At 72.0% G+C, this 26,575-nt stretch carries 28 protein-coding genes; 16 read left to right on the forward strand and 12 right to left on the reverse strand.

Annotation, left to right across the window (positions count from 1 at the left end; genetic code table 11):
* Window positions 1-33: 33 nt before the first annotated feature.
* The 6 genes from ACA089_RS09455 to ACA089_RS09480 all read left to right on the forward strand — a co-directional run bounded on the left by ACA089_RS09455 (window position 34) and on the right by ACA089_RS09480 (window position 6,671).
* On the forward strand, window positions 34-762 hold the full coding sequence (locus ACA089_RS09455) for an ABC transporter ATP-binding protein (RefSeq protein ID WP_372016143.1): 729 nt from the start codon (window positions 34-36) through the stop codon (window positions 760-762).
* Window positions 763-773: 11 nt separating this feature from the next.
* Complete coding sequence (locus tag ACA089_RS09460) at window positions 774-2,075, forward strand: ABC transporter permease (RefSeq protein WP_372016146.1); 1,302 nt, start codon at window positions 774-776, stop codon at window positions 2,073-2,075.
* A 78-nt stretch (window positions 2,076-2,153) separates the two neighbouring features.
* The gene (locus ACA089_RS09465) at window positions 2,154-3,389 is read left to right on the forward strand and encodes an ABC transporter permease (protein ID WP_372016149.1); all 1,236 of its coding nucleotides are present in this window, start codon (window positions 2,154-2,156) and stop codon (window positions 3,387-3,389) included.
* On the forward strand, window positions 3,386-3,934 hold the full coding sequence (locus tag ACA089_RS09470) for a nuclear transport factor 2 family protein (RefSeq protein ID WP_372016152.1): 549 nt from the start codon (window positions 3,386-3,388) through the stop codon (window positions 3,932-3,934). The genes ACA089_RS09465 and ACA089_RS09470 overlap by 4 nt, the downstream gene beginning before the upstream one ends.
* A gap of 39 nt (window positions 3,935-3,973) precedes the next feature.
* Complete coding sequence (locus tag ACA089_RS09475) at window positions 3,974-5,308, forward strand: sigma-54-dependent transcriptional regulator (RefSeq protein ID WP_372016155.1); 1,335 nt, start codon at window positions 3,974-3,976, stop codon at window positions 5,306-5,308.
* 22 nt (window positions 5,309-5,330) lie between these two features.
* Window positions 5,331-6,671 (forward strand): sensor histidine kinase, encoded by a 1,341-nt coding sequence (locus ACA089_RS09480; RefSeq protein WP_372016158.1) that lies wholly within the window; start codon window positions 5,331-5,333, stop codon window positions 6,669-6,671.
* A gap of 16 nt (window positions 6,672-6,687) precedes the next feature.
* On the opposite strand, the gene ACA089_RS09485 is transcribed toward ACA089_RS09480, so the two are convergent.
* The gene (locus ACA089_RS09485) at window positions 6,688-7,206 is read right to left on the reverse strand and encodes a hypothetical protein (RefSeq protein ID WP_372016160.1); all 519 of its coding nucleotides are present in this window, start codon (window positions 7,204-7,206) and stop codon (window positions 6,688-6,690) included.
* A gap of 4 nt (window positions 7,207-7,210) precedes the next feature.
* A complete protein-coding gene (gene glmU, locus ACA089_RS09490) occupies window positions 7,211-8,575 on the reverse strand; it encodes a bifunctional UDP-N-acetylglucosamine diphosphorylase/glucosamine-1-phosphate N-acetyltransferase GlmU (RefSeq protein WP_372016163.1) in 1,365 nt (454 codons plus the stop codon).
* 111 nt (window positions 8,576-8,686) lie between these two features.
* Between glmU and ACA089_RS09495 the strand changes: the two genes are divergently transcribed.
* Together ACA089_RS09495 and ACA089_RS09500 are read left to right on the forward strand one after the other, a co-directional pair.
* Window positions 8,687-9,070 (forward strand): GtrA family protein, encoded by a 384-nt coding sequence (locus ACA089_RS09495; protein ID WP_372016166.1) that lies wholly within the window; start codon window positions 8,687-8,689, stop codon window positions 9,068-9,070.
* A gap of 93 nt (window positions 9,071-9,163) precedes the next feature.
* On the forward strand, window positions 9,164-9,421 hold the full coding sequence (locus ACA089_RS09500; protein ID WP_372016169.1) for a DUF2249 domain-containing protein: 258 nt from the start codon (window positions 9,164-9,166) through the stop codon (window positions 9,419-9,421).
* Window positions 9,422-9,451: 30 nt separating this feature from the next.
* Here the strand turns inward: ACA089_RS09500 and ACA089_RS09505 are convergent, their stop codons facing one another.
* From ACA089_RS09505 to ACA089_RS09530, 6 genes are all read right to left on the reverse strand, one after another.
* Complete coding sequence (locus ACA089_RS09505; RefSeq protein ID WP_372016172.1) at window positions 9,452-10,030, reverse strand: anthranilate synthase component II; 579 nt, start codon at window positions 10,028-10,030, stop codon at window positions 9,452-9,454.
* A 7-nt stretch (window positions 10,031-10,037) separates the two neighbouring features.
* Window positions 10,038-10,835 (reverse strand): SIMPL domain-containing protein, encoded by a 798-nt coding sequence (locus ACA089_RS09510; protein WP_372016174.1) that lies wholly within the window; start codon window positions 10,833-10,835, stop codon window positions 10,038-10,040.
* Between the two features lie 14 nt (window positions 10,836-10,849).
* On the reverse strand, window positions 10,850-12,340 hold the full coding sequence (gene trpE, locus ACA089_RS09515) for an anthranilate synthase component I (protein ID WP_372016177.1): 1,491 nt from the start codon (window positions 12,338-12,340) through the stop codon (window positions 10,850-10,852).
* Window positions 12,341-12,493: 153 nt separating this feature from the next.
* A complete protein-coding gene (gene yegS, locus ACA089_RS09520) occupies window positions 12,494-13,444 on the reverse strand; it encodes a lipid kinase YegS (protein WP_372016180.1) in 951 nt (316 codons plus the stop codon).
* A gap of 223 nt (window positions 13,445-13,667) precedes the next feature.
* A complete protein-coding gene (gene rpe / locus ACA089_RS09525) occupies window positions 13,668-14,354 on the reverse strand; it encodes a ribulose-phosphate 3-epimerase (protein ID WP_372016183.1) in 687 nt (228 codons plus the stop codon).
* 21 nt (window positions 14,355-14,375) lie between these two features.
* Entirely contained in the window at window positions 14,376-14,711 is a 336-nt protein-coding gene (locus ACA089_RS09530) for a J domain-containing protein (protein ID WP_372016185.1), read from the reverse strand.
* A gap of 144 nt (window positions 14,712-14,855) precedes the next feature.
* On the opposite strand from ACA089_RS09530, the gene ACA089_RS09535 reads away from it, so the two are divergent.
* Both ACA089_RS09535 and ACA089_RS09540 read left to right on the forward strand, forming a co-directional pair.
* On the forward strand, window positions 14,856-15,809 hold the full coding sequence (locus tag ACA089_RS09535) for a phosphoribosylaminoimidazolesuccinocarboxamide synthase (RefSeq protein ID WP_372016188.1): 954 nt from the start codon (window positions 14,856-14,858) through the stop codon (window positions 15,807-15,809).
* Between the two features lie 72 nt (window positions 15,810-15,881).
* Window positions 15,882-16,364 (forward strand): Mpo1 family 2-hydroxy fatty acid dioxygenase, encoded by a 483-nt coding sequence (locus tag ACA089_RS09540; protein WP_372016191.1) that lies wholly within the window; start codon window positions 15,882-15,884, stop codon window positions 16,362-16,364.
* Between the two features lie 19 nt (window positions 16,365-16,383).
* Here ACA089_RS09540 and ACA089_RS09545 read toward each other — a convergent pair whose 3' ends face one another.
* Entirely contained in the window at window positions 16,384-17,277 is an 894-nt protein-coding gene (locus ACA089_RS09545; protein WP_372016193.1) for an SDR family oxidoreductase, read from the reverse strand.
* A gap of 191 nt (window positions 17,278-17,468) precedes the next feature.
* Here ACA089_RS09545 and ACA089_RS09550 point away from each other — a divergent pair, with 191 nt between their 5' ends.
* The 6 genes from ACA089_RS09550 to ACA089_RS09575 are packed head-to-tail and all read left to right on the forward strand — an operon-like array spanning window position 17,469 to window position 23,459.
* Window positions 17,469-20,303 carry a monovalent cation/H+ antiporter subunit A gene (locus ACA089_RS09550; protein WP_372016195.1) on the forward strand — a complete coding sequence of 945 codons (2,835 nt, stop codon included), beginning with the start codon at window positions 17,469-17,471 and terminating at the stop codon, window positions 20,301-20,303.
* A 25-nt stretch (window positions 20,304-20,328) separates the two neighbouring features.
* Window positions 20,329-20,754 (forward strand): Na+/H+ antiporter subunit C, encoded by a 426-nt coding sequence (locus ACA089_RS09555; protein ID WP_372016197.1) that lies wholly within the window; start codon window positions 20,329-20,331, stop codon window positions 20,752-20,754.
* Window positions 20,751-22,316 carry a monovalent cation/H+ antiporter subunit D gene (locus ACA089_RS09560; protein WP_372016200.1) on the forward strand — a complete coding sequence of 522 codons (1,566 nt, stop codon included), beginning with the start codon at window positions 20,751-20,753 and terminating at the stop codon, window positions 22,314-22,316. The genes ACA089_RS09555 and ACA089_RS09560 overlap by 4 nt, the downstream gene beginning before the upstream one ends.
* Window positions 22,316-22,828, forward strand: coding sequence for a Na+/H+ antiporter subunit E (locus tag ACA089_RS09565; protein ID WP_372016203.1), 513 nt, complete (start codon window positions 22,316-22,318; stop codon window positions 22,826-22,828). The genes ACA089_RS09560 and ACA089_RS09565 overlap by 1 nt, the downstream gene beginning before the upstream one ends.
* A gap of 8 nt (window positions 22,829-22,836) precedes the next feature.
* Entirely contained in the window at window positions 22,837-23,109 is a 273-nt protein-coding gene (locus ACA089_RS09570; RefSeq protein ID WP_372017733.1) for a K+/H+ antiporter subunit F, read from the forward strand.
* The gene (locus ACA089_RS09575) at window positions 23,106-23,459 is read left to right on the forward strand and encodes a Na+/H+ antiporter subunit G (protein ID WP_372016206.1); all 354 of its coding nucleotides are present in this window, start codon (window positions 23,106-23,108) and stop codon (window positions 23,457-23,459) included. Before ACA089_RS09570 ends, ACA089_RS09575 begins: the two co-directional genes overlap by 4 nt.
* 8 nt (window positions 23,460-23,467) lie before the next feature.
* Here ACA089_RS09575 and ACA089_RS09580 read toward each other — a convergent pair whose 3' ends face one another.
* The 3 genes from ACA089_RS09580 to hmgA all read right to left on the reverse strand — a co-directional run bounded on the left by ACA089_RS09580 (window position 23,468) and on the right by hmgA (window position 26,532).
* On the reverse strand, window positions 23,468-24,418 hold the full coding sequence (locus ACA089_RS09580; RefSeq protein ID WP_372016209.1) for a sodium:calcium antiporter: 951 nt from the start codon (window positions 24,416-24,418) through the stop codon (window positions 23,468-23,470).
* A gap of 86 nt (window positions 24,419-24,504) precedes the next feature.
* Window positions 24,505-25,146: a hypothetical protein gene (locus ACA089_RS09585; protein ID WP_372016212.1), complete on the reverse strand. Its 642-nt coding sequence runs from the start codon at window positions 25,144-25,146 to the stop codon at window positions 24,505-24,507.
* An 84-nt stretch (window positions 25,147-25,230) separates the two neighbouring features.
* Complete coding sequence (gene hmgA / locus ACA089_RS09590) at window positions 25,231-26,532, reverse strand: homogentisate 1,2-dioxygenase (RefSeq protein ID WP_372016213.1); 1,302 nt, start codon at window positions 26,530-26,532, stop codon at window positions 25,231-25,233.
* Window positions 26,533-26,575: the final 43 nt, after the last annotated feature.

Below are 26,575 nucleotides of genomic sequence, written 5' to 3' on the forward strand. Positions count from 1 at the left end.
CCACCCGAATCCACAAGCAGAAGGAATCCCGCCATGCTGGAAATGCGCCAGGTCTCCAAGATCTACCGGACCGCGATGGTCGAAACCCATGCCCTGCGGTCGCTCGACCTGCACGTGCGCGAAGGCGAGTTCGTGGCGGTGACCGGCCCCTCGGGTTCGGGCAAGACCACTTTCCTCAACATCGCCGGGCTGCTGGAAACCTTCACCGAGGGCGATTACTTCCTCGACGGCGAGAACGTGCGCGGCATGTCCGACGACGCGCGCAGCCGCCTGCGCAACCACAAGATCGGCTTCATCTTCCAGGGCTTCAACCTGATCCCGGACCTGAACCTGTTCGACAACGTCGACGTACCGCTGCGCTACCGCGGCCTGCCGGCCGCCGACCGCAGGGCGCGGATCGAGAAGGCGCTGGCCCAGGTCGGCCTGGCCTCGCGCATGAAGCACTACCCGGCCGAGCTGTCGGGCGGCCAGCAGCAGCGCGTGGCGATCGCCCGCGCACTCGCCGGCGAGCCCAAGCTGCTGCTCGCCGACGAACCGACCGGCAACCTGGACTCGCAGATGGCGCGCGGAGTGATGGAGCTGCTGGAGCAGATCAACGCCGCCGGCACCACCATCGTCATGGTCACCCACGACCCCGAGCTGGCCGCCCGCGCGCAGCGCAACGTTCACATCGTCGACGGCGTGGCCACCGACCTGTCGGTCGAGCCGAGCCTCGTGCGCCTGGCCCGCACCGGCGCCAGCGCGTCCGACGCCACCGTCTGAGGAGGGCGCCCATGTTCGCCTACTACTGCAACCTGGCCCTGCGCAGCTTCCGCCGCGACAAGGCCCTGACCGCGCTGATGGTGTTCGCCATCGCGCTGGGCATCGGCGCGTGCATGACCACGCTGACCGTGTTCCACGTGCTCTCCGGCGACCCGATGCCGGGCAAGAGCGACCGGCTGTTCTACGTGCAGCTGGACCCGGCGGAGATGAACGACTACACGCCGGGCGAGGAGCCCTCCCAGCAGGTCACCCGCTACGATGCCGAGACCCTGCTGCGAGAGAAGCGAGGCGCGCGCCAGGCGATGATGACCGGCGGCGGCCTGTCGATCACCCCGGACCGCGAGGGCCTGGTGCCGTTCGTCGTCGACGCGCGCTACACCAGCGCCGACTTCTTCCCGATGTTCGACGTGCCGATGCTGTACGGCAACGGCTGGGGCGCGAAGGAGGACGAGGCCCATGCGCGCGTGGCGGTGATCTCCAGGAGCCTCAACGATCGCGTGTTCGGCGGCGGCGACAGCGTCGGCAAGCAGCTGCGCATCGACCAGTCCGACTTCACCGTGGTCGGCGTGGTCGACGAATGGCGGCCCACGCCGCGCTTCTACGACATGAACAGCGACCGCTACGGCTCGCTCGAGGACGTGTTCCTGCCCTTCACCACCTCGCGCGACCTGGACATGGGCCGCAACGGCAGCATGGATTGCTGGGGCGACAGCGGCGGCGACTCCACCGGCCCGAACGCACCCTGCGTGTGGATCCAGTACTGGGTCGAGCTCGATTCGGCCGACAAGGCCGGCGCCTACCGCGACTACCTGGTCAACTATTCGGACCAGCAGCGCACGGCCGGCCGCTACAAGCGCCCGACCAACGTGCGCCTGCGCAACGTGATGGAGTGGCTGGAGTTCAACCGGGTGGTGCCGAACGACGTGGTCATGCAGCTGTGGCTGGGCTTCGGCTTCCTGCTGGTGTGCCTGGTGAACACGGTCGGCCTGCTGCTGGCCAAGTTCCTCCGGCGCGGCAGCGAGATCGGCGTGCGCCGCGCGCTCGGCGCCTCGCGCGGGGCGATCTTCACCCAGTGCCTGGTCGAGGCCGGTGCGATCGGCCTGGCCGGCGGCATCCTCGGCCTGGGGCTGTCGCTGCTCGGCCTGTGGGCCGTGCGCCAGCAGCCGGCCAGCTACGCCGAACTCGCGCACCTGGACGTGGGGATGCTCGCGCTGACCTTCGTCATGGCCATCGTCGCCAGCGTCCTGGCCGGCCTGCTGCCGGCGTGGCGGGCGATGCAGGTGACCCCGGCGATCCAGCTCAAGAGCCAGTGACGGCGCAGGGCGGAGGGATCCTCCGCCCACCGAACCGAAGCCGCGGGTCCGCCCGCCCGACAGACACGGAGAGACTCCATGGACATCCGACCGATCCTCTCGACCCTGATGCGGCACAAGACCGCCGCGTCGCTGATCGTCATCGAGATCGCGCTGACCTGCGCGATCATCTGCAACGCGCTGTTCATGATCAGCGACCGCATCCGCGAGGTCCGCGAGGTCAGCGGCCTGGTGGAGGACGAACTGGTCCGCGTGCAGATCCTCAGCATCGGCAACGACGCCGACCAGGCCGCGCGCACCCGTACCGACCTGGTGAACCTGCGCGGCATCCCCGGGGTGAAGGACGCCACGGTGATCAACCAGGTGCCGTTCGTGAACTCGTCCTGGAACAGCGGCGTGAGGCTGCAGCAGGAACAGCAGCAGTCCACGCTGAGCGCCACGACCTACATGGCCGAGGAGCAGTTCGTCGAGACGCTGGGGCTGAAGCTGGTCGCCGGCCGCGACTTCAACGCCGACGAGTACCGCGATGCCGCCGACCTGCTGGACGGGACCGCCACCGACGACAGCATCCCGGCGACGATCATCACCCGCAGCATGGCCGACAAGCTGTTCCCGGGCGAGGACGCGGTGGGCAAGAGCTTCTACAGCTGGGGCGACAAGCCGATCCGCGTGATCGGCGTGGTCGAGCACCTCGTGCGCCCGAGCCAGATGGGCGGCCCGTCGGCGCGCGAGTACTCGATGATCTTCCCGCTGCGGCCGCACTACAACCTCGGCGGCAACTACGTGGTCCGCACCTCGCCGGAGCGCCGCGCCGAGGTGCTCGAAGCGGCCAGGAAGGTGCTCCAGGCCAATGGCGCCGACCGCATCATCCTCGAGGACAACAGCAAGACCATCGAGGAACTGCGCCACGAGTTCTTCCAGGCGCCGCGCGCGATGGCCTGGCTGCTGGGCATCGTCTGCGTGGTGCTGCTGCTGGTGACCGCGCTGGGCATCATCGGCTTGGCCAGCTTCTGGGTGCAGCAGCGGACCAAGCAGATCGGCGTGCGCCGCGCCCTCGGCGCGACCCGCGGCCAGATCCTGCGCTACTTCCAGACCGAGAACTTCCTGCTGGCCAGCATCGGCATCGCCATCGGCATGCTGCTCGCGTTCGCGATCAACCAGCTGCTGATGGGCAAGTACGAGATGGCGCGCCTGCCGCTGTTCTACCTGCCCGCCGGCGCGGTGCTGCTGTGGCTGCTGGGACAGCTGGCGGTGTACGCCCCGGCGCGGCGCGCGGCCTCGATCCCGCCGGCCGTGGCCACCCGCAGCGTATGAAGCGGCGCTACCAGCAGCGTGCCGGCGGCCGGGTGCCGGGCGGGATCGGCGCGGCGGCCGGCGCGCTGCTGGCGGCCCTGTGCTCGCTGGCCGGCGCGCTCCCCGCCTCCGCCCGCGATGCAGGGCCGCCGCCGGGCGCCGCGGACCTGGCCGCGACCATCGCCGCCCTCGACGCGGCCGTGTTCGACGCGTTCAACCGCTGCGCCGAACCCGGCCAGCTGGAGGCGCATGCCGCCTACTTCGACCCGGCCGTGGAGTTCTACCACGACACCGGCGGGGTGACCTGGACCCGCGAGGCGATGCTGGAGAACACCCGTCGCCATGCCTGCGGGCGCTTCACCCGCGCACTCGTGCCGGGGAGCCTGGCGGTCCACCCGGTGCCCGGCTTCGGCGCGATCGCCCGCGGCGGGCACCGCTTCTGCCAGGCCGATACCGGCCGCTGCGACGGCGAAGCCGACTTCGTCATGCTCTGGCGGCACCGGGACGGGGCATGGCAGGTCACCCGCGTGCTCAGCTACGGCCACCGGCCGGCCGCGAACAGGTAGCCTTTACCCCCCGCCAAGGAAAAACCGGCCCGCCTCCCGATGTCCACGATCCTCGTCATCGACGACAACCCCGCCGTCGCCACCGCGCTGGAAGTGCTGTTCTCGCTGCACGACCTGCCCGCCATGCATGCGGCCTCGCCCGCCGAGGGCCTGGCGATGCTGGACGCCGAAGACGTGGACCTGGTGATCCAGGACATGAACTTCACCGCCGACACCACCTCCGGCGACGAGGGCCGGGCGCTGTTCGCGGCGATCCGCGAGCGGCATCCCGACCTGCCGGTGGTGCTGCTGACCGCGTGGACCCACCTGGAGAGCGCGGTCGAGCTGATCAAGGCCGGCGCCGCCGACTACGTGGCCAAGCCCTGGCAGGACGCCAAGCTGCTGGCCACCGTCAACAACCTGCTGGAACTGGCCGAGGCGCGCCGCGAACTGGACCTGCGCCGCGACGGCGAACGCCGCCGCCGCGACGACCTGGCCCGCCGCTACGACCTGCGCGGCGCGGTGTTCGCCGACCCGGCCAGCGAGCGCGTGGTCGCCCTCGCCTGCCAGGTCGCCCGTTCCGACCTGCCGGTGCTGATCACCGGGCCCAACGGCAGCGGCAAGGAGAAGATCGCCGAGATCATCCAGGCCAATTCGGCCAACCGCGAGGGTCCGTTCGTCACCGTGAACTGCGGCGCGCTGCCGTCGGAGCTGATCGAGGCCGAGCTGTTCGGCGCCGAGGCCGGCGCCTACACCGGCGCCAACAAGGCCCGCGAGGGCAAGTTCGAGGCGGCCGACGGCGGCACGCTGTTCCTGGACGAGATCGGCAACCTGCCGCCGGCCGGGCAGATGAAGCTGCTGCGCGTGCTGGAGACCGGCCGCTTCGCGCGCCTGGGCTCCAACCGCGAGCGCCAGGTCAAGGTGCGCGTGGTCAGCGCGACCAACGCCGACCTGCCGGCGATGATCCGCGACGGCGCGTTCCGCGAGGACCTCTACTACCGGCTCAACACCATCGAGCTGGCGATGCCGCCGCTGGGCGAGCGCCCCGGCGACATCCTGCCGCTGGCCGAACGCTTCGGCGACGGCGGCAAGCCGCTGTCCAACGCCGCCGCCGCCGCGCTGCAACGGCATCCGTGGCCCGGCAACGTGCGTGAGCTGCGCAACGTGATCCAGCGCGCGCAGCTGCTGGCGACCGGTGCGCGGATCGAGGTCGCCGACCTCGCCCTGCCGCGCACGGCCGGCGGGCGTGGGCCGGCCCGCGAGCCGGAACGCGAGCAGATCGAGGCCGCGCTGCATCGCGCCGGCGGGGTGATCGCCCAGGCCGCCGCCGACCTCGGCATGAGCCGGCAGGCGCTGTACCGGCGCATGGAACGCCACGGGCTCAAGCCTGCATGAGCCGACCGGCCGGGCCCGCGCGATGATCCGCCGCACGCTCACGCTGCGCCTGTTCCTGCGCCTGCTCCCGGTGCTGGCGCTCGCCGCCGCGCTGCCCTGGGCGTTCGCCTACTGGATCGATCGCGGCTGGGTGCTGGCCGTGCTCTCGGTGCTGGTGCTGCTCGGGCTGATGTGGTGGAGCCTGCACCGGGCGATGGCGCCGCTGCGCGCGCTGTTCCGTGCCCTGGCCGGCAGCGTCAACACCTACCGCGACGGCGAGTTCAACTTCGGCGTGCACTGGAGCAGCACCGACGAACTGGGCGAACTGGTGCGCGCCCATGGCCAGCTGGGCGAGGTGCTGCGCGAGCAGCGCCAGGAGCTGGTCCAGCGCGAACTGCTGCTGGACACGATGGTGCAGAACACCCCCGTGGCGATGCTGCTGTCGGCCGAGGGCGGCGATGGCGCGCGCCGGGTGGTGTACGCCAACCTGGCCTCGCGCAAGCTGCTCAACGACGGCCGCAAGCTCGAGGGGCTGCGCATGGACGATCTGGTCGACGCACTGCCGGTCGAGCTGCGCGAGGCGCTCGGCCGCGGCGCCGACAGCCTGTTCGCGGTGCCGGCCGAGGGCGACGAGGAAGAGGTCTACCACCTGTCGCGGCGCAACTTCACCCTCAACGGCCGCCGCCACGAGCTGCTGCTGATCCGGCTGCTTACCCCCGAGCTGCGCCGCCAGGAGGTGCAGACCTGGAAGAAGGTCATCCGCGTGATCAGCCACGAACTGAACAACTCGCTGGCGCCGATCGCATCGCTCGCCCACTCCGGCGCCGAGCTGGTCCGCCGCGGCCGGCACGATCGGCTGGGCGAGGTGTTCTCGACCATCGAGGACCGCGCGCGCCACCTGGAAGGCTTCATCCGCGGCTACGCGCGCTTCGCCAAGCTGCCGCAGCCACAGCTGCAGGCGGTGGTCTGGCGCGATTTCCTCGGCCGCCTGCAGCGCCAGATCGGGTTCGACCTGGAAGGCGCCAGCGCCGAGCCGCAGGCCCGGGTGGACCCGGCGCAGATGGAACAGGCGCTGCTGAACCTGCTCAAGAACGCGCACGAGGCCGGCAACGACGCGTCCCCGCCCAGCGACGAGGTCCGCGTGCGCCTGCTGCGGCTGCCGGGCTGGACCCGGATCGAGGTGCTCGACCGCGGGCCCGGGATGAACGACGCCGTGCTGCAGAACGCGCTGCTGCCGTTCTACTCGACCAAGCGCAACGGCACCGGCCTGGGCCTGGCCCTTACCCGGGAGATCATCGAGGCCCACGGCGGCCGCCTGTCGCTGCAGAACCGCGCCGACGGCGGCCTGTGCGTGGCGGTGATGCTGCCCGAAGCGGCGGCCTGAGCCCGCCGCTGGCGCCTCAGCGGTAGAACGCGAGCGGGGGCGTGCGGGTGACCCGTGGCGGGGCGCCCGGCCGCAACTCGATGGCGGTGACGAGCGGTTCGCCGCCGTGGCAGTCCTTTTCCAGCGCCTCGTCGAACACGAGCTCTGTGCCGCGCCAGACACGGACCTGCGCCGACGCCGTCGCGCCGCAGCGGCCGAGGATATTCCCGTTGCCCGGCGCGCCGCGCACCACCACGCGGTAGCGCGCGTCCGACAGCGGGCAGGTGCGTTCGACCTCGCGGATCTCCGTTACCCGGGTGCCCTGCTCGTCGTCGACGATCTCCAGCAGGTCCCACGGATCCCAGGCATCTTCGCCCCTGGCCGCCTTCCGCGCTTCGCCCGCCTCGTCGTAGGCGCCGGAATAGGTGATCGCCAGGGTGTCGCCGGCACGGTCGCAGGCGTACTCCACCAGCGCATGGAACCGGTCGGCGTGCGCCGGCGCGGCGGCGGCCAGCAGCACCGGTGCGGTCACCAGCCACGTTGCCGTCCGTGCCATCGCCCTACTTCTTCTGCGGGCGCTTCCAGCCTTCGAGCGTGCCCTGGCGCGCGCGCGCGACGGTCAGCTCGCCGGCCGGCGCATTGCGGGTGATCACCGAGCCGGCGCCGATCGTGGCCTGCGCGCCGATCTCCACCGGCGCCACCAGCGAGGAGTTGGAGCCGATGAAGGCGCCATCACCGATCGTGGTGGTCGACTTGTTGACCCCGTCGTAGTTGCAGGTGATGGTGCCGGCGCCGATGTTGACCCCCGCGCCGATCTGCGCGTCGCCGAGGTAGGTCAGGTGGTTGGCCTTGCTGCCCACGCCCAGCACCGCCTTCTTGGTCTCGACGAAGTTGCCCACGTGCACGCCATCGGCCAGCACCGTGCCCGGGCGCAGGCGCGCGTACGGGCCGATGTGCGCCGCGCCCTCGCTGACCACGCCATCGAGGTCGCAGTGCGCGCGCACCTCGGTGCCGGGGCCCAGGCGCACGTCCTTCAACCGGGTGAACGGGCCGATGCGCACGCCGTCGCCGAGCTCCACCTCGCCTTCGAGCACGACATCGGCGTCGATCTCCACGTCGCGGCCCACCCGCACGCGGCCGCGCTGGTCGAACCGCGACGGATCGAGCAGGCGCACCCCCTGCATGCACAGCGCCTTCGCGCAGCGCCGCTGGAAGGCGCGCTCGAGCTGGGCCAGCTGCCAGGGATCGTTCGCGCCCTCGGCTTCCAGCGGGTCGGCCACCGGCACGAGCTCGGCCGGGTTGTACTCCTCGGCGGCCATGGCGAACACGTCGGTGAGGTAGTACTCGCCCTGGCTGTTGTCGCTGGACAGGCGCGAGAGCCAGCGCTTGAGCGCGTCGGATTCGGCGGCGACGATGCCGGTGTTGACCGTGCGGATCCGGCGCTGCTCCTCGTCGGCGTCCCGATGCTCCACGATCGCGGCCACGCGTCCCTGCGGATCGCGCACGATGCGGCCGTAGCCGGTCGGGTCCTGCGGTTCGGCCACCAGCACCCGCAGCAGGCCCGGCGCGTCGAGCAGGCGGCGCAGGGTCTCCGGCGCGGTCAGCGGGACGTCGCCGTAGAGCACCAGCACGTCGACCGCTTCCGGGATGGCCGGCATCGCCTGCTGCACCGCGTGGCCGGTGCCGAGCTGGCGGGCCTGCTCGGCCCAGTGCAGGTCATCCTGGCCGGCGAACGCGGCGCGCACCGCCTCGCCGCCATGGCCGTAGACCACGTGGATGCCGGCCGGATCGAGCGCGCGCGCGGTCTCGACCACGTGCGCCAGCATCGGCCGCCCTCCCACGGGCTGCAGCACCTTCGGCAGCGCCGACTTCATCCGCTTGCCCTCGCCGGCGGCGAGGATGACCACGTGCAATGGCTGGCTCATCTGGAATCCGGTGCCTGGAATGGGCCGATTCTACGCCGGGCCCGCTCCGTCCCCGAAGGCGCGGCCTACAATGGCCGGCCGCGATGCCTCGCATCGCCGACGGAACACGCGATGCCCCTCCTGCGCCAGGGCGGCCACTACCTCGCATTCGGCATCCTGCAGCTGGTGCTGGACTGGTCGCTGTTCGTGGCCCTCACCGCCATGGGCCTGCCCTCCGCGCCAGCCAACCTGGCCGGCCGCACCTGCGCGGCGGTGCTGGGTTTCTGGCTCAACGGCCGCTACACCTTCGCCGATGCCGGGGGCAGCCGGCTGGGCTGGCACCGCTTCATGCGGTTCTGGGCATTGTGGATCGTCATGACGCTCGTGAGCACCGTGCTGGTCGCCGGCATCGAGGTCCATCTCGGGCTGCGCTGGGCGTGGCTGGGCAAGCCGGTGGTCGAGGTCGGGCTGGCGGCGGCGAACTTCTTCCTGTTGCGGCGGCTGGTCTATCGCTGACGCCATGCCGGCCCGATGGCCCCGGATTGACCTGGATCAGGGCAGGCGCATGGCCGGGTGCCGCAGTCTGGGGCTCCTTCGCCGGAGAACGCCATGACCGCCAGCGCCACCACGCCCGACTACACCGCCCATCCGTTCGACGCCCGCGGCATCGCCCGGCGCTTCCGCCACTCGGCCATCTTCGGCGCACTGGGCGCGCTGGAGCCGGGCGAGGCAATGCGCTTCGTCAACGACCACGACCCGCTGCCGCTGCTCGACCAGATCGCGACCCGCTTCGGCGACCGGATCGAGATCGCCTACCGCCAGCAGCAGCCGGGCGCGGTGGTGATCGACTTCATCGTCCACGCCTGAGCTGCGCGGCGCCCGCCGCCGCGACGCGGGTCAGCGCTCGAGGAAGTTCTTCAGCAGCGCGTGGCCGTGCTCGGTGAGGATCGACTCGGGGTGGAACTGCACGCCCTCCACCGGGTGCTCGCGGTGGCGCAGGCCCATGATCTCCTCGAACGAGCCGTCCTCGTTCTCGGTCCAGGCGGTGACCTCGAGCGCGGGCGGCAGCGAGCCGCGCTCGACCACCAGCGAGTGGTAGCGGGTCGCCTCGTACGCGTCAGGGAGCCCGGCGAACACGCCGCGGCCCTCGTGGCGGATCCGCGAGGTCTTGCCGTGCATGATGTTGCCGGCGCGCACGACGTTGCCGCCGTAGGCCTGGCCGATGCTCTGGTGGCCCAGGCAGACCCCGAGGATCGGCGTGGTCGCGCCGAGCCGGGCGATCAGCTCCAGCGAGACGCCGGCGTCGTGCGGGGTGCCGGGGCCGGGCGAGATCACGATGCGCTCCGGCGCCAGCCGGCCGATCTCGTCCACCGTCATCGCGTCGTTGCGCACCACCTTCACTTCGGCCCCCAGCGACTGCAGGTACTGCACGAGGTTGAAGGTGAAGCTGTCGTAGTTGTCGATCATCAACAGCATGCGGGGATCACTCGATCAGGAAGATGGCGTACACGTTCTCGGTGAACGTCAGGGTGCCGCTTTCGAGCACTTCGGGGTCGATGCGGCTGCCGCTGACCACCACCGCGCCGATGTCCGCCACCGGCGCGGGCGCGGGCGGCGACGCGGGCGCGTCGTCGTGACGATCGTTCGACGGCCAGGTGCCGGCCTGCACCCCGTAGGCGAAGCCCGGGGCGACATCCGAGATCGTGTACAGGCCGGAGACGCGGGTCCCGTACGCGCTGGCCAGGCCTTCGGCGCTGCGCCGCGCCTGCGTGGCCGCGTCGGCCTTCAGCCGCGCGCGCAACGGACCGGCGCCCGAGTAGCCGGTTCGCATGCCGCTGACCTGCAGCGCGTCGCTGGTCTGCAGCTGGCCCAGGAACCCGCGCAGGCCCGCGGTGGAGCCGAAGCTGCCACGGATCGTGCGGCTGACCCGCGTGCCGCGGAACACCTGCCTGTTCTCGACATACTCGTGGTGCGGCGCGATCGACAGGGTCGAGGCGTCGATGGTCTCGGCCAGCGCGCCGCTGGCCTTCATCGCCTCGACCACCTGGCGGGCGTGGGCCTGCACCCGCGCACGCGCCGCGGCGGCGTCCATGTCCGTTTCCTGCAGCAGCAGGTCGATGCTGAAGCGGTCCGGCTTCACCTTCCGCTCGGCCTGGCCCTTCACCAGCAGGTGCGGCTGCGAAGGCAGCGAACCGGGCTGCTGCGCCGCCGCCGTCCATGGCACGGCGAACAGCACGGCCAGCAGCAGGCGGCGCAGCGCCGCCCTCGGATGGATAGCCATCGGACCTCCCCGGGTCACAGTCCCTTCGCCGCCTGCGCCACCGCGCGGAACAGCGCGCGGCCCTTGTTCATGGTCTCGTCCCATTCCTTCTCCGGGTCCGAGTCGTAGACGATGCCGGCGCCGGCCTGCACGTGCAGGCGGCCGTCCTTGATCACCGCGGTGCGGATCGCGATCGCGGTGTCGGCGTCGCCGTGCCAGCCGATGTAGCCGATGCTGCCGGCATAGACATTGCGCTTGATCGGCTCGAGCTCGCGGATCACTTCCAGCGCGCGGATCTTCGGCGCGCCGCTGACCGTGCCGGCCGGGAAGGTCGCGCGCAGCACGTCGGCATAGCTCAGCCCCGGCAGCAGCTTGCCGGTGACCTCGCTGACGATGTGCATGACGTGGCTGTAGCGCTCGATCACGAAGCGCTCGCCGACCTCGACGCTGCCGGCCTCCGAGACCCGGCCGACGTCGTTGCGGCCGAGGTCGATCAGCATCAGGTGCTCGGCCCGCTCCTTGGGGTCGGCCAGCAGGTCCTGCTCCAGTGCCTGGTCCTCGGCCGGCGTGGCCCCGCGCGGGCGGGTCCCGGCGATCGGGCGCACGGTGACCTCGTCGCCCTGCTGACGCACCAGGATCTCGGGCGAGGAGCCGACCACCTGGACCTCGCCGGTGTCGAGGAAATACATGTACGGCGACGGGTTGAGCGCGCGCAGCGCGCGGTACACGTCGACCGGGCGCGCGCTGAAGGGCACGCTCAGGCGCTGGCTCAGCACCACCTGGAACACGTCGCCGGCGCGGATGTATTCCTTGGACTTCTCCACCGCCTCGATGAAGCCCTCGCGGGTGAAGCCGGACACGAAGTGGCTTTCGTCCAGCACGTCGCGGCGCAGCGGCGCCGGATAGCTGCCGGGCTGGCGCAGCTTGTCCACCAGCACGTCCAGCCGGGCCTGGGCCGCGTCCCAGGAACCCGGCTCGCGCGGATCGGCGTGCACCACCAGGTACAGCCGGCCCTTGAGGTTGTCGAACACGGCCAGCTCTTCGGACAGCATCAGGTGGATGTCCGGGGTGCCGAGTTCGTCGCGCTTGTCGCCGCCGGCCAGGCGCGGCTCGATGTAGCCGATGCACTCGAAGCCGAACCAGCCCACCAGGCCGCCGGTGAACCCCGGCAGACCCTCGAGCCTGGGCACCGAGTACGAGGTGCGCAGGGCCTCGACCTCGGCGAACGGGTCGGCGACCTCGCGCCGCTCGACCACGGCGCCGGCTTCGCGCACCTCCATCTCGTGGCCACGGAAGGCGACGGTGCGCCGGGCCGGCAGGCCGATGATCGAGTAGCGGCCGAAACGCTCGCCGCCCTCGACCGATTCGAGCAGGTAGGTGTGCGGGGCGTCGGCCAGCTTCAGGTAGACCGACAGCGGCGTGTCCAGGTCGGACAGCACCTCGCGGACGACGGGGACGAGATTGTGCGAACCGGGGGCGGCGCGGTCTTCAGCGGCGTAATGCTGGAACTGTTCGGGCGTGACCAAGGCGGGATTCCTTGCGGCGGAGCGGGGCATGGCAGGGGACGACGGCATGGGGCCGCCATCGCCAGCACCGGCGCGCGGAAGCAAGGGAGAGCCTGGTCGTCTGGCCGAACATGGCCGCAACTTTAACCGGATCGGGGCCCGCCGCGCAGCGGGTCAGGACGGTTGCCCGAGCAACGGACAGTCGTCCGGCAGGTGCATGCGCAGCCGGCCCGGCACGCATTCGACGCGGAAGCGCCGGGCCTGCACCGGCTCGCCGTCCAGGTTGAGGGTGATCGCGCCGTCCATCGACTCCAGCTCCACCCACGGCAACCGCGCCCGCATGGCGCTGCGCTCGAGCGCGGCGTGCTGGCCGTCCTTGACCAGGGTGCCGATGGTGGCCAGCAGTTCGCCGGACAACTCGGGGATCACGGTGACGTCGAGCAGCCCGTCGTCGACCAGCGCGTCCGGGCACAGCGCCTGGCCGCCGCCGGCCTGGCGGCCGTTGCCCAGGCCCAGCGCGATCAGGCCGCCCTCCCACGCGAAATCCGGGCCGCGCAGCCGCACCGGCAGCGGCTCGATCCGGCCCAGCCGGGCGATGCCAGTCACCAGGTAGGCCAGGCCCCCGAGCAGCTTCTTCAGGCCCTCGTCGGTCTCCACCGTCACCTCGGTGCCGAAGCCGCCGCTGGCGAGGTTGGCGCACCAGTGCTCGCGTCCGTCGGCATCGATGCGCAGCAGGTCGATCGCCCGCGCCTGGCCGGCGGCGACGGCGGCCAGCGCCGGCAGCGGCTCGACCGGCAGCCCGGCCGCGGCGGCGAAATCGTTGGCCGTGCCCAACGGCACCAGGCCCAGGGCGGGCAGCGCGGCGGCCGGCACGCCGCGCGCCGCGAGCGCCGCGGCCACCTCGCTGAGCGTGCCATCGCCCCCGGCGGCGACGATGCTGCCGGCCCCGGCGGCGATCGCGTCATCCACCCAGCGCGCGGCATCGCCGGCTTCCCAGGTCACCCGCACCGCCACCTCCAGCCCGCGCCCGCGCATGGCGTCCACCGCCTCGCGCACGGCGTCGTCGCCGGCGGACTTGCCATTGAGGACCAGCCAGCAGGCGGCGGGGGCTATGGCGGCGGGCATCGGCGGTTCCGTCCTGGAAGGGCCGGCGCAGGCTAGCAGCGCCCGGCGCGGCAGCGCGTGAACCGGCGCGCCCACGGCCGTCATCGTGCTGTCACCGCGCGGGCCCAGGATCGAAGGCCATCGCAGGGACGACGGGCGGAGGCGGGATTGCCTCCATGAGGAGCCAGGGCCGGCGGCGCGTGGAGGCGCCGCCGGCCGACGGGGCGCCAGGCCCCGGTGCGGCTCAGCCGCGGACCGCGTCCACCGCCGCCTTCATCCTGTCGATCACCCCGGCGTAGTGCTCGCGGGTGCGCGGCGCGGCGAAGATCGCCGAACCGGCGACGAAGGTGTCCGCGCCGGCGGCGGCGATCTCGCCGATGTTGTCGGCCTTGACCCCGCCGTCGATCTCCAGCCGGACCGGCTTGCCGGTCTTGTCGATCATCGCCCGCACCGCGCGCAGCTTGTCCAGGGTGGAGGGGATGAAGGCCTGGCCGCCGAAGCCGGGGTTGACCGACATCAGCATCACCAGGTCGAGGTCCTCCAGCACCCAGTCCAGCGCTTCCACCGGGGTGGCCGGGTTGAGCACCAGGCCGGCCTGGCAGCCGTGGGACCTGATCAGCTGGATGGTGCGGTGGACATGGCGGCTGGCTTCCGGATGGAAGCTGATCAGGTTGGCGCCGGCCTCGGCGAAGTCCGGCACGATCCGGTCCACCGGCTCGACCATCAGGTGCACGTCGATGAAGGCCGTGACCCCGTGCTTGCGCAGTGCCTGGCAGACCAGCGGGCCGATGGTCAGGTTCGGCACGTAGTGGTTGTCCATCACGTCGAAGTGGACCCAGTCGGCGCCGGCGGCCAGGACGTTGTCCACTTCCTCGCCCAGGCGGGCGAAGTCGGCCGAGAGGATGGACGGGGCGATGACGGTGGGTTGCATGGTCGGCTCTCGGGACGCGGCTCAGCGCCGGCGCAGGGTACGGATGCGGTCGTAGGCGGCGTTGATCGCGCGCGCGCGTTTCTCCGCCTGTTCGCGCAGCTCCGGCGCGGCGCCGGCGACCTTGTCCGGGTGGTACTGCGACATCAGCCGGCGGTAGGCCTGGTCGACCTCGGCATCGCTGGCCTCGGCACCCAGGCCGAGCTCGGCGTACGGGTTCTCGCGGCGCTGCATGCGGAACCAGTCGCGGTCGAAGGCATGGCCGATGAGCAGGCCGACCACCGCGCCGAACAGCGGGTTGGGCCTGAAGAGCAGCGCGCCGGCGACCAGGCCCAGCAGTTTTCCGTACCAGCGGTTCATCCGGCGGGGTGTCCCGGGCCTGTCGTCCTGCGGAGCACCGATTCTACGGCACAGCCACCCCTGCTCGCCGTACACTGTGCGGCCGGCCGCCGCCCGGCGAGGCCCGGGACTCCTTCTGCATCGGGCCCTGCCCCGGAGACCGCGTTGTCCACGACCCTGCTCCAGTCCGACCTGCCCGGCCTGACCCTGCGCCACCGCGGCAAGGTGCGCGACGTGTTCGATCTGCCGCGCGAGCGGATTCCCGCCGCCGCGCTGGCCGCCGCGGGCCCGCAGGCGGAGTCGCCCGACGGCTACCTGCTGATGGTCGCCACCGACCGCCTGTCGGCCTTCGACGTGGTCCTGCCCGACCCGATCCCCGGCAAGGGCGAGATGCTGTGCCAGATCTCCAACTTCTGGTTCGGCCGCACGGCGCACCTGAAACCGAACCACCTCACCGGCATCGACGTCGCCGCGGTGCTGCCCGAGGGCGTGGATCCGGCGCTGTACGCGAAGCGCGCCGTGGTGACCCGCAAGCTCAAGCCGGTGCCGGTCGAGGCGATCGCCCGCGGCTACCTGATCGGCAGCGGCTGGAAGGACTACCAGCGCACCGGCCAGGTCAGCGGCATCGCGTTGCCCGACGGCCTGCGCCAGGCCGAGCAGCTGCCCGAGCCGATCTTCACCCCCTCGACCAAGGCCGCCGTCGGCGACCACGACGAGAACATCGACTTCGACGCGATGGTGCGCACCGTCGGCGGCGAGCTGGCCGAGCGCGTGCGCGACGCGACCCTGCGTCTGTACCGCTACGCCGCCGCCTACGCCGCCGAGCGCGGCATCCTGCTGGCCGACACCAAGTTCGAATTCGGCACCGATGCCGACGGCCGGCTGTACATCATGGACGAGATGCTGACCCCGGATTCATCGCGCTACTGGCCGGCCGACGAATACCAGGTCGGTACCAGCCCGCCCAGCTACGACAAGCAGATCGTGCGCGACTACCTGGAGACGCTGGACTGGGGCAAGACGCCCCCGGGGCCGTCGCTGCCGGCGGGGGTCATCGAACGCACCCGCGCCCGCTACGCCGAGGCCCTGCAGAAGCTGGCCGGGATCAGCGTCGACTGAGCACGGCCCGGCGCGGCCGCGACGGCGGCCGCGCGCGGGGGTATGCTCCCTGCCATTCCTGGGAGGGAACCGATGAACGCGACGTTGCCGATGCGGCCGATTGACCGCTATTTCGCCAGCTACTCCGACGACCACCGCAATGCGCTCAACCAGCGCATCCACGTGGTCGCGGTGCCCGCGATCCTGTGGTCGGTGGTGGCGCTGCTGTGGTGCATCCCGGTGTTCGGCACCTGGATGAAGAGCGGGATCTGGGCGGCGCTGGCGATGTTCTTCGCCTGGATGTTCTATTACCGGCTTTCGCGCACGCTCGGCCTGGGCATGCTGGCGGTGTTCTTCTTCTGCGGCTGCCTGTGCCGCCTGGTCGAGTCGCGCTTCGGCCTGGCCACGCTGCTGTGGTCGGCGGTGACCGTGTTCGTGGTCGCCTGGATCGCGCAGTTCATCGGCCACAAGTTCGAAGGCCGCAAGCCCAGCTTCCTCACCGACCTGGTCTACCTGCTGATCGGCCCGGCCTGGGTGCTGGCCAAGCTGTACCGGCAGCTCGGCTGGAAGTACTGAGCGGCCTGCCGCGCCCGCCTCAGCGCGGCGCATCCCCGGGCACCGGCCCGAACATCGCCGCCGCGGGATGGAACGGGCGCGGCGCGTATCCGAGGTCGCGCCGCGCCGGCCCATCGTCGAAGGCGAGGTCGGCGCGCATGCGCGCCAGCACCGCCGGCCCGGCATCGTGCAGCCGCAACCGGCGCGCCATCGCCGCCGCCACCGCGAACAGCGGCCCCGGCAGGACCAGCAGCCGGGCGGGCGGGCGCAGCGCGCCCAGCACGCGCGCGACCATGTCGCGATAGTCCAGGGTCTCGCCACCGGGCAGGTCGTAGGCGCGCATGCCATCGCCCTGGCGACCGAGGGCGGCGACCGCCGCCGCGGCCAGGTCGTCCACGTGCACAGGCTGGCGCAGCCCGCGCGCATCGTGCGGCAGGACGAAGACCCCGTGGCGCGCGGCCAGCGCGGCGATGCGGGTGAGGTTGCGGTCGCTGCCGGCGCCGTACACCAGGGTCGGCCGCAGCAGGGTCGCCTGCGCACCACGCGCGGCGGCGGCCTGCTCCACGCGGCCTTCCGCCTCGCGCAGGCGCGCGGCGACGTCGCGCTCGGCCGCATCCGGCGACGCGCCCTTGACGTGCACGCTGGTCGAGCCGAACGCCACCACCCGTGACCGCCCGCTGTCGGTGCGCGCATACCACTGCGAGAACAGGTCGAGCGGGCCGCAGCTCAGGATCGCGTCGAAGCCGCGGCCGTCGCCGGCCGCATCGGGCAGCGCGCCGGTGCGCCACGCCACGCCATCCCGGGCCGGCTGCGCATCGCGTGACAACGCGACCACCTGCCAGCCGGACGCCAGCAGCCGTTCCAGCACGCGCCGGCCGATCTGGCCGCTGGCGCCGAACAGCAGCGCGCGCGGGGCCGGATCAGCGGGATCCATCGAGGCGGGATACGGGTGGCATGCGCGACAGGATACCGGCACGGTCCCCGTGCGGAGGCGCACGCCCGGCGGCCACGCGACCCGCAGCGCTGTCCCGGGTGGACACCTCGACCCATGACGATCCGCGCCTGTGGGCGCGGACACGGCTGTTACACTCGAACCTGTTCCACGCCGATCGATCCAGTTCGCGGATGATCCCCTTCCTGGAAATCCTGCTCGCCTTGCCGTTCCTGGCGGCCGTGGCGATGGCATTCCTGCGCACGCGTCCGCGCGGGCAGGTGGCGTGGGTGGCCGCGGCCGCGCCGCTGCTGGGCCTGCTGGTGCTCGCCTGGGCCACGCCGTCGGTGCTGCAGGGCTGGACGCTGCGTGCCGACCACGCCTGGATCCCGCAGGTCGGCATGGACCTGGACCTGCGCCTGGACGGCCTGGCGTGGATGTTCGCCGGGCTGGTGCTGGCGATCGGCGCGCTGGTGGTGATGTACGCGCACTACTACCTGTCGGAGGACGACAGCGCGCCGCGCTTCTTCGGCTGCCTGCTGTTCTTCATGGGCTCGATGCTGGGCGTGGTGGTCGCCGGCAACCTGCTCCTGCTGCTGGTGTTCTGGGAGCTCACGAGCATCAGCTCGTTCCTGCTGATCGGCTTCTGGTACAAGCGCCAGGACGCGCGCGAGGGCGCGCGCATGGCCCTGGCGATCACCGGCGGCGGCGGCCTGGCGCTGCTCGGCGGCGTGCTGCTGATCGGCCGCATCGTCGGCAGCTACGACCTGGACACGGTGCTGGCCTCCGGCGACCTGATCCGCGCCAGCGCGCTGTACCCGTGGGTGCTGGCCCTGGTCCTGGCCGGCGTGTTCACCAAGAGCGCGCAGTTCCCGCTGCATTTCTGGCTGCCGCACGCGATGGCCGCGCCGACGCCGGTCTCGGCCTACCTGCATTCGGCGACCATGGTGAAGGCCGGCGTGTTCCTGCTGGCGCGGCTGCACCCGGCGCTGGCCGGCACCGACCTGTTCTTCTACGTGGTCACCAGCATCGGCGCGATCACCCTGCTGCTCGGCGCGTGGTACGCGATCTTCCAGCACGACCTCAAGGGCCTGCTGGCCTACTCGACGATCTCGCACCTGGGCCTGATCACCCTGCTGTTCGGCCTGTCCACGCCGATGGCGGTGGTCGCCGGCGTGTTCCACATTCTCAACCACGCCACGTTCAAGGCCTCGCTGTTCATGGCCGCCGGCATCATCGACCACGAGACCGGCACCCGCGACATGCGCCGCCTGGGCAACCTGCGGCGGCTGATGCCGGTCACCAGCGTGCTGGCGATCACCGCCTCGCTGGCGATGGCCGGGATCCCGCTGCTCAACGGGTTCCTGTCCAAGGAGATGTTCTTCACCGAGGCGCTGGACATCGACGGGCACCGCGGGATGGCGATCGCGATCAGCCTGGCGGCCCTGCTGTACGCGATGTTCGGCGTGGCCTACAGCCTGCGCTTCGTCCACGAGACCTTCTTCGGCGACGGCCCGCACGGGCTGGACCGGGTCCCGCACGAGCCGCCGCGCTGGATGAAGATCCCGGTCGAGGTGCTGGTCCTGCTGTGCGTGGCGGTGGGCATGTTCCCGGCCTGGACCGTGGCCCCGGTGCTCCATGCCGGCGCCACCGCGATCCTCGGCGACGACATGCCGTCCTACAGCCTGGCCATCTGGCACGGCTTCAACGCGCCGCTGCTGATGAGCATGGCCGGCACCGTGGGCGGCATCGCCCTGTACTTCGGCCTGCGCCGGCTGCTGGACCTGCACGCGATCGTGCGGCAGTCGTTCGGCCGCAGCCTGTTCCGCTGGAACATGGAGGCGCTGTACGCGCTGGCCGAGCGCTTCACCGCGCGGATCGCCAACGGCAGCCTGCAGCGCAGCCTGGTCTGGCTGGTGCTGGCCGCGCTGGCCGCCGGCGCGGCGCCCTTCCTGTTCGGGCCGCACGCGTTGCCGCCGGCGCGCGCGCCGCAGCCGATGCCGCTGCTGGGCTGGCTGCTGTGGCTGGTGCTGGTGGCCTGCGCGCTGTACACGGTGCGGATCTACCGCCAGCGCCTGCTGGCGCTGATCGTGCTCGGCGGCGCCGGGCTGATGGTGAGCCTGGCGTTCGTGTTCCTGTCCGCCCCGGACCTGGCCCTGACCCAGCTGCTGGTGGAAATGGTCAGCCTGGCGCTGCTGCTGCTCGGCCTGCACTACCTGCCGCCGCGCTCGCCGCCCGAGCGCGCGCCGCGGCGGCGCGTGCGCGACGTGGCCGTGGCGCTGGCCGCGGGACTGGGGATCGGCCTGCTCTCCTACGCGGTGATGACCCGGCCGCCCGGCGAGCCGGCCAGCCTGGAGATGCTGGCGCGCTCGCTGCCCGAGGCGTATGGCCGCAACGTGGTGAACGTGATCCTGGTCGACTTCCGCGGCTTCGACACCTTCGGCGAGATCACCGTGTTCGGCGTGGCCGCGCTGATCGTGCACGCGCTGCTGCGGCGCGCGCGCCTGGCGCCGGAGAAGGTCATGTCGGGCGGGCCGGTGAAGCTGCCGGTGCCGGCGGACCTGGCCCAGCTGATGTTCCCGCTGACCCTCACCGTATCGGTGTTCCTGTTCCTGCGCGGCCACAACGCGCCCGGCGGCGGCTTCATCGCCGGGCTGGTGCTGGCCGTGCCGCTGCTGATCCAGTACGTGATCCAGGGCGCGGCCTCGGTCGAATCGCGCTTCGGCTTCGACTACATCCGCTGCATCGGCGTGGGCCTGATGGTCGCCGGCATCAGCGGCGCGGCCTCGATCCTGTTCGAGGCGGAGTTCCTGACCAGCGGCCATGTCGACCTGGACATCCCGCTGGTGGGCAAGGTGCCGCTGGCCAGCGCGATCGGCTTCGACACCGGCGTGTACCTGGTGGTGTTCGGCGGCGCGATGCTGATCCTGTCGATGCTCGGCACGATCCGGCCCTCGCGCACGCGCGTGGCCCACCTGGGCGTGATCGAGCCGGGCCAGCGTTCGACCCGGACCGGGGAGCTGGGCTGATGGGCACGCGGGCGGAGGCGTACTGATGGAAATGGCGATGGCCAGCGCGATCGGCATCCTCACCGCCGCGGGCGTGTACCTGCTGCTGCGCGCGCGCAGCTTCGACGTGATCCTGGGGCTGACCCTGCTCTCCTACGCGACCAACCTGCTGATCTTCGCCGGCGGCCGGCTGGTCGCCGGCAAGCCGCCGGTCCTGCGCGACGGGGTGGACACCAGCCTGGCCCACTACACCGACCCGCTGCCGCAGGCGCTGGTGCTGACCGCGATCGTGATCGCCTTCGCGATGACCGCGGTGAGCATCGTGATCGCCATCCGCAGCCGCGCCGACAACGACAGCGACCACGTCGACGGCAGCCGTGCCGAGCGCGAGTTCCGCCACGGCGAGCAGCGCCGCCACGCCCTGGCGCGCGAGGCGGCGCTGGCCGCCGAGCGGCGCGAGGACGCGCCGTGAGCCACCTGCCGCTGCTGCCGATCCTGGTCCCGCTGTTCGCCGCGGCGCTGGTGCTGTTCTTCGAGCACCGCCGCTTCGGCATGCTGCCGCAGCGGCTGGTCGCCTGGACCTCGATGGCGGCGATGCTCGCGGTGTCGGCGATGCTGGCGCTGGAGGCCTCCAGCGGTCGGATCCCGGTCTACCTGGTCGGCGACTGGCCCGCGCGGCTGGGCATCGCGCTGATGGTGGACCGGCTGTCGGCGCTGATGCTGCTGGTCGGGCTGCTGCTCGGCGTGGCCTGCCTGCTGCACGCCTGCGCCGGCTGGGACCGGCGCGCGCCGCACTTCCACGCCTTCTTCCAGTTCCAGATGATGGGCCTGAACGGCGCGTTCCTCACCGGCGACGCGTTCAACCTGTTCGTGTTCTTCGAGGTGCTGCTGATCGCCTCGTACGGGCTGATGCTCAGCGGCGGGCGCGGCGAGCGGATGCGCGCCGGCCTGCACTACGTGGCCTTCAACATCGCCGCGTCGGCCCTGTTCCTGATGGCGCTGGGCCTGCTGTACGGCCTGCTCGGCACGCTCAACATGGCGGAGATGGCGGTGCGCGTGGCGCAGGCGCCGCCCCAGGACCTGGCCCTGATCCAGGCGGCGGCGGGACTGCTGCTGGTGGTGTTCTGCGCCAAGGCCGCGCTGCTGCCGCTGTACTTCTGGCTGCCGCAGACCTACACGCACGCACCGGGCGCGGTGGCCGCGCTGTTCGCGGTGATGACCAAGGTCGGCCTGTACGCGGTGCTGCGCGTGGCCACGCTGAGCTTCGGCGCGGCCGGCGCGCTGGACGGCTTCGCCTGGCCGGCGCTGCTGGTGCTCGGCGGGGCGACCCTGGCGCTGGCCGCGCTGGGCGTGCTCGCGTCGCGGCGGCTGCGCTCGCTGACCGCGTACCTGGTACTCGGGTCGGCGGCCACGCTGTTCATCGCCTTCGCCCTGGCCACGCCCGGCACGATCGCGGCCGGCCTCTATTACCTGGTGCACAGCACGTTCGCCGGCGCGGCGCTGTTCCTGCTCGCCGACCTGATCCGGCGCCGACGCGGCAGCGCCGGCGACCGCAAGGACGTGATCGCGCCGCTGCCCGAGCGCGCGGTACCCGGCGTCCTGTTCCTGCTGGCGGCGGTGTCGCTGGCCGGGCTGCCGCCGCTGTCCGGCTTCATCGGCAAGCTGCTGCTGCTCGAAGCGGTGCCGGCCGGCGCGCGTACCGGCTGGGTCTGGGCGCTGGTCCTGGGCAGCAGCTTCATGATGATCGTGGGGCTGGCGCGCGCGGGAACGCGGCTGTTCTGGCGCGTGGAACCCTGGCCGGACGCGACCCCCGACCGCATCGCCGCCTACACCCCCGCCGAGGCCCTGCCGGCGGCGCCGAGCCGGCCGCTGGAGATCGCCGCCACCGCGCTGCTGCTGGGCTACGGCGTCGCCCTGGTGGTGGCCGCGGCGCCGCTGCTCGACTACACCCGCGCCACCGCCGCCCAGCTGCAGTCGCCCGGCGACTACGTGCAGCAGGTGCGCGCGGCGACGCCGGCGCTGAGGGAGCCGTGATGGCCGGCCGCCATGTCCCCGCCTGGCGCCGGCGCTGGCTGCCCTCGCCGCCGCTGAGCGTGGTGGTGTTCTGCTTCTGGCTGCTGATGAACGACCAGGTGACCACCGGCCACGCCGTGATGGCGCTGCTGCTGGCGGTGCTGGTGCCTGCGTTCGCCGCGCGCCTGGACCGCGAGTTCGCGCGCATCGGCAACCTCGGGGGGGTGCCGAGGATGCTCGGCATCCTCGCCCTGGACATCGTCCGCTCGAACATCACCGTGGCCCGCCAGGTGCTGGGCCCCGAGCGGCGGATCACGCCCGGTTTCATCTGGGTGCCGCTGGACATCGCCAACATCCACGGCATCGCCGCGCTGACCAGCATCATCACCCTCACCCCGGGCACGGTGTCGGCGGCGCTGTCCGACGACCGCCGCTACCTGCTGGTGCACGTGCTCAACCTGAAGGACGCCGACGAGGTGATCCGCCAGATCAAGACCCGCTACGAGGCGCCGCTGATGGAGATCTTCCCGTGACCCCGCAGATGCTGGTCGAGTGGGCCATCACCGGTTCGATGCACGTGGTCGGCGTGGCGATGCTGCTCGCCCTGTACCGGCTGCTCAGGGGCCCCAGCGTGCCGGACCGGATCCTCGCGCTGGACACGCTGTTCGTCGCCGCCATCGCCCAGCTGATGCTGTTCGGCATGCACCTGGGCACGGCGGTGTACTTCGAGGCGGCGCTGGTCATCGCCATGCTCGGCTTCGTCGGCACGGTGGTGCTGAGCAAGTACGTGCTGCGCCGGGACATCGTCGAATGAGCTGGGTCGTCGCCATCGCCCTGGTGCTGCTGCTGGCGGCCGGCTGCTTCTTCATCCTGGTCGGCTCCTACAGCCTGGTGAAGCTGTCCGAGTTCTTCAAGCGCCTGCACGGCCCGACCAAGGCCAGCACGCTCGGCGTGGGCTGCGTGCTGCTCGCCTCGGTCGGCTACCACTGGCTGTCCGACACCGACCCGCAGCCGCGCGAGCTGCTGGTCACCGCGTTCCTGTTCATCACCGCGCCGATCAGCGCGCACCTGATGGCCAAGGCCGCGCTGTCGCTGCACATGGCGGAGCGACCGCCGCAGCCCGGCGGCGCCACCGAGGAAGACCCGCAGGGACCGGCGGCCTGACGCCGCCGCTACAGGAACAGCAGCAGCTCCAGCACCGCCCAGGCCAGGAACGCCAGGCACAGGATCCCGCCTTCCTGCTGGGTGATGCGCCGCCCGCTGCGCAGCAGCGGGTACACCAGCAGCACCAGCACCAGCACCGCCGGCAGTTCGAACTTCACGAACGAGGCCGGCAGCGCCAGCGGCTGCGCCAGCGCCATGCCGCCGACGATGGCGAGCAGGTTGAACAGGCTGGACCCGATCACGTGGCCGGCCACCATGTCGCCCTGCCCGCGCCGCGCCGCCGCGACCGCCGCGGCGATCTCCGGCAGCGCGGTGCCGACGGCCACCGGCAGCAGGCCGACCATCAGCGGGGTCAGGCCCAGCCGCTGGCCCAGTTCGAGGCCGCCGCCCACCACCCAGCGCGCACCGAAATACAGCGCCACCGCCGCCACCGCCAGGCGCAGCAGGTTCTGCAGCAGCCCGGTGCGGGTGCTGGCGAAGGCCACGACTTCCGCCTGCACCTCCGCGTCCTCGCGGGCGCCGTGCCGGAGCACGAACGCGGCCACCGCCAGGAACCCGAGCAGCAGCACCGCGCCTTCGACGCGGCCGACATAGCCGTCCAGGCCGAACGCCATCAGCGCGAACGTGGCCACGGCCAGCAGCACCAGCATCGGCACCAGCACGCGCGCGCGCAGCACCAGCGGCGCGGCCAGCGCCGCCAGGCCGAGGGTCAGGCCCAGGTTGACCACGTTGCTGCCGACCGCGTTGCCCAGCGCCAGGTGCGGCTGCTGCTGCCACATCGCCCGCAGGTTCACCGCCAACTCCGGGATCGAGGTGCCGAAGGCGAGCAGCAGCAGGCCGGCCGCGAACGGCCTCATGCCCAGCCGCTGGGCCAGCCCGGACACGCCCTTGACCGCCGAATCCCCGCCCAGCGCCAGCACGAGCAGGCCCAGCGCGAACAGTCCCAGTGCCTCCGCCATCGCCGCTACTCCCTTGGCCCGCTACGGGGCCCCCGTGCCGATTCTATGCCGGTCCCCGCGGCCGCCGGGATCGACCGGTCCGCCGCTCAGCTGCAGCCCTCGACATAGTCCACCTGCGGCGGCAGCCCGATGCGCCATTCCTGGACGCGCCCCTGCGCGTCGGTCTCGAACAGCAGCACCGCTTCGCCGCCCTCGCGGGTTACCCGCAGGTATTTGGCCCCCTCCACGTACTTGTGGGGGCGCTCCTCGATCCGGCCCGGGTACAGCGCCGCGATCTCGGTCGAGGGCATGCCGATCCGGCCGCCGCCGGGCGCGGTGGTCGAAGGATCGTCCACGTCCACCCGCACGAACCTCCCGCCCTCGACCATGAAGCCGGTGCCGTACCCCTGCGCCGGACGCGGGTGCGGGAACAGGTAGTGGCAGCCCGCGGGATCGTCCGCCGGCGCCTGGCCCTCCAGCGCGCCGCCCCAGGCCATGCGCAGCGCCTGCGGTTCGGCACCGAACGGGACCGGGCCGAAGCCGTTGAAGTCCGCCGCCAGCGGCGCCAGCGCGGTCGCCGCGCCGGGGGCGGTGGCCGGCGGCACCTCTTCCTGCGGCTCGTCGAGCGCAGGGTCGGCGGCCACGTCCACGCTGGCGGCCTCGTGGCCGGCGTCGGCCGGCGCACGCGCGCACGAGGCGAGCACCAGTGCGAAAGTCAGCAGGCAGGCATCGAGCGTCCTGGACGACATGCGGTTCCCCTGTGCGAACGGTGCACGGAGGCTGGCAAACGACTCGTCAACGGCAGGCGAAGGGCCCGGCCGCCCCCACCGGGCTCAGCGGGGTGCGGCGAAGTGGCGCCCCAGGCCCGCCCAGCACGCCTGGTAGCCGCGCTGGCGGTGCCCGGCCTCCAGTGCCTGCGCGGCCGGGCGGATCACCGCCCGTGTCTCGAACATGAAGGCCATCGTGTCGGCGATCACGTCCGGTCGCGACAGGTCCGCGGCCGAGGCCTTGTCGAACGTGGCCGCGTCGGGCCCGTGCCCGCTCATGCAGTTGTGCAGCGAGCAGCCGCCCGGGACGAAGCCCTCGGCCTTGGCGTCGTAGGCGCCGTGCACCAGGCCCATGAACTCGCTGGCGACGTTGCGGTGGAACCACGGCGGACGGAAGGTGTGCTGCGCCACCAGCCAGCGCGGCGGGAAGATCGCGAAGTCCACGTTCGCCGTGCCGGGCGTGTCGCTGGGCGCGGTGAGCACGGTGAAGATCGACGGGTCCGGGTGGTCGAAGCTGATCGAGCCGATCGCGTTGAACCGCCGCAGGTCGTAGCGGTACGGCGCGTAGTTGCCGTGCCAGGCGACCACGTCCAGAGGACTGTGGCCGATGCCTGCGCGCCAGAGGTGGCCCTGGAACTTGGCGACCAGCTCGAAATCGCCTTCGCGGTCCTCGTAGGCGGCCACCGGCGTCTCGAAGTCGCGCGGGTTGGCCAGGCCGTTGGCGCCGATCGGGCCCAGGTCCGGCAGCCGCAGCGGCGCGCCGAAATTCTCCAGCACGTAGCCGCGCGACGGCCCGTCGGGCAGTTCGACGCGGAAGCGCACGCCGCGCGGCACCACCGCGATCTGCTGCGGCTCGACCTCGAGCACGCCCAGTTCGGTGGCGATCCGCAGCCGGCCCTGCTGCGGCACCAGCATCAGCTCGCCGTCGGCGTCGTAGAACCAGCGCCCGTCCATGTCGCGGTCGGCCGCATAGAGGTGGATGCCCACCCCCTGCTGCGCCGCGGGCGAGCCGTTGCCGGCCATGGTGTACAGGCCATCGACGAAATCGGTCGCGACGGCCGGCAGCGGCAGCGGGTCCCAGCGCAGCTGGTCCGGGGTGACCGGGCCGTGGCCGAAGTCGTTGTGGAAGCGTGGCTGGTCCAGCGGCGAGAACGAACCGTGCATCGCCGCCGGGCGGATCCGGTACAGCCAGCTGCGCCGGTTCTGCCCGCGCGGCGCGGTGAAGGCGCTGCCGGACAGCTGCTCGGCATACAGCCCGTGGGCCACGCGCTGCGGCGAGTTCTGCCCGACCGGCAGGGTCCCGGGCACGGCCTCGGTGGCGAACTCGTTGCCGAAGCCGGTCATGTAGGCGGAACGGGCGGTGCTCATCTTTCGTCCTTGCGGTGGCGGCCGCCCGTCGCGCGCCGGGCGG

This window comes from Pseudoxanthomonas fibrivorans (assembly GCF_041464125.1).
In the GTDB taxonomy this organism is placed as follows: domain Bacteria; phylum Pseudomonadota; class Gammaproteobacteria; order Xanthomonadales; family Xanthomonadaceae; genus Pseudoxanthomonas.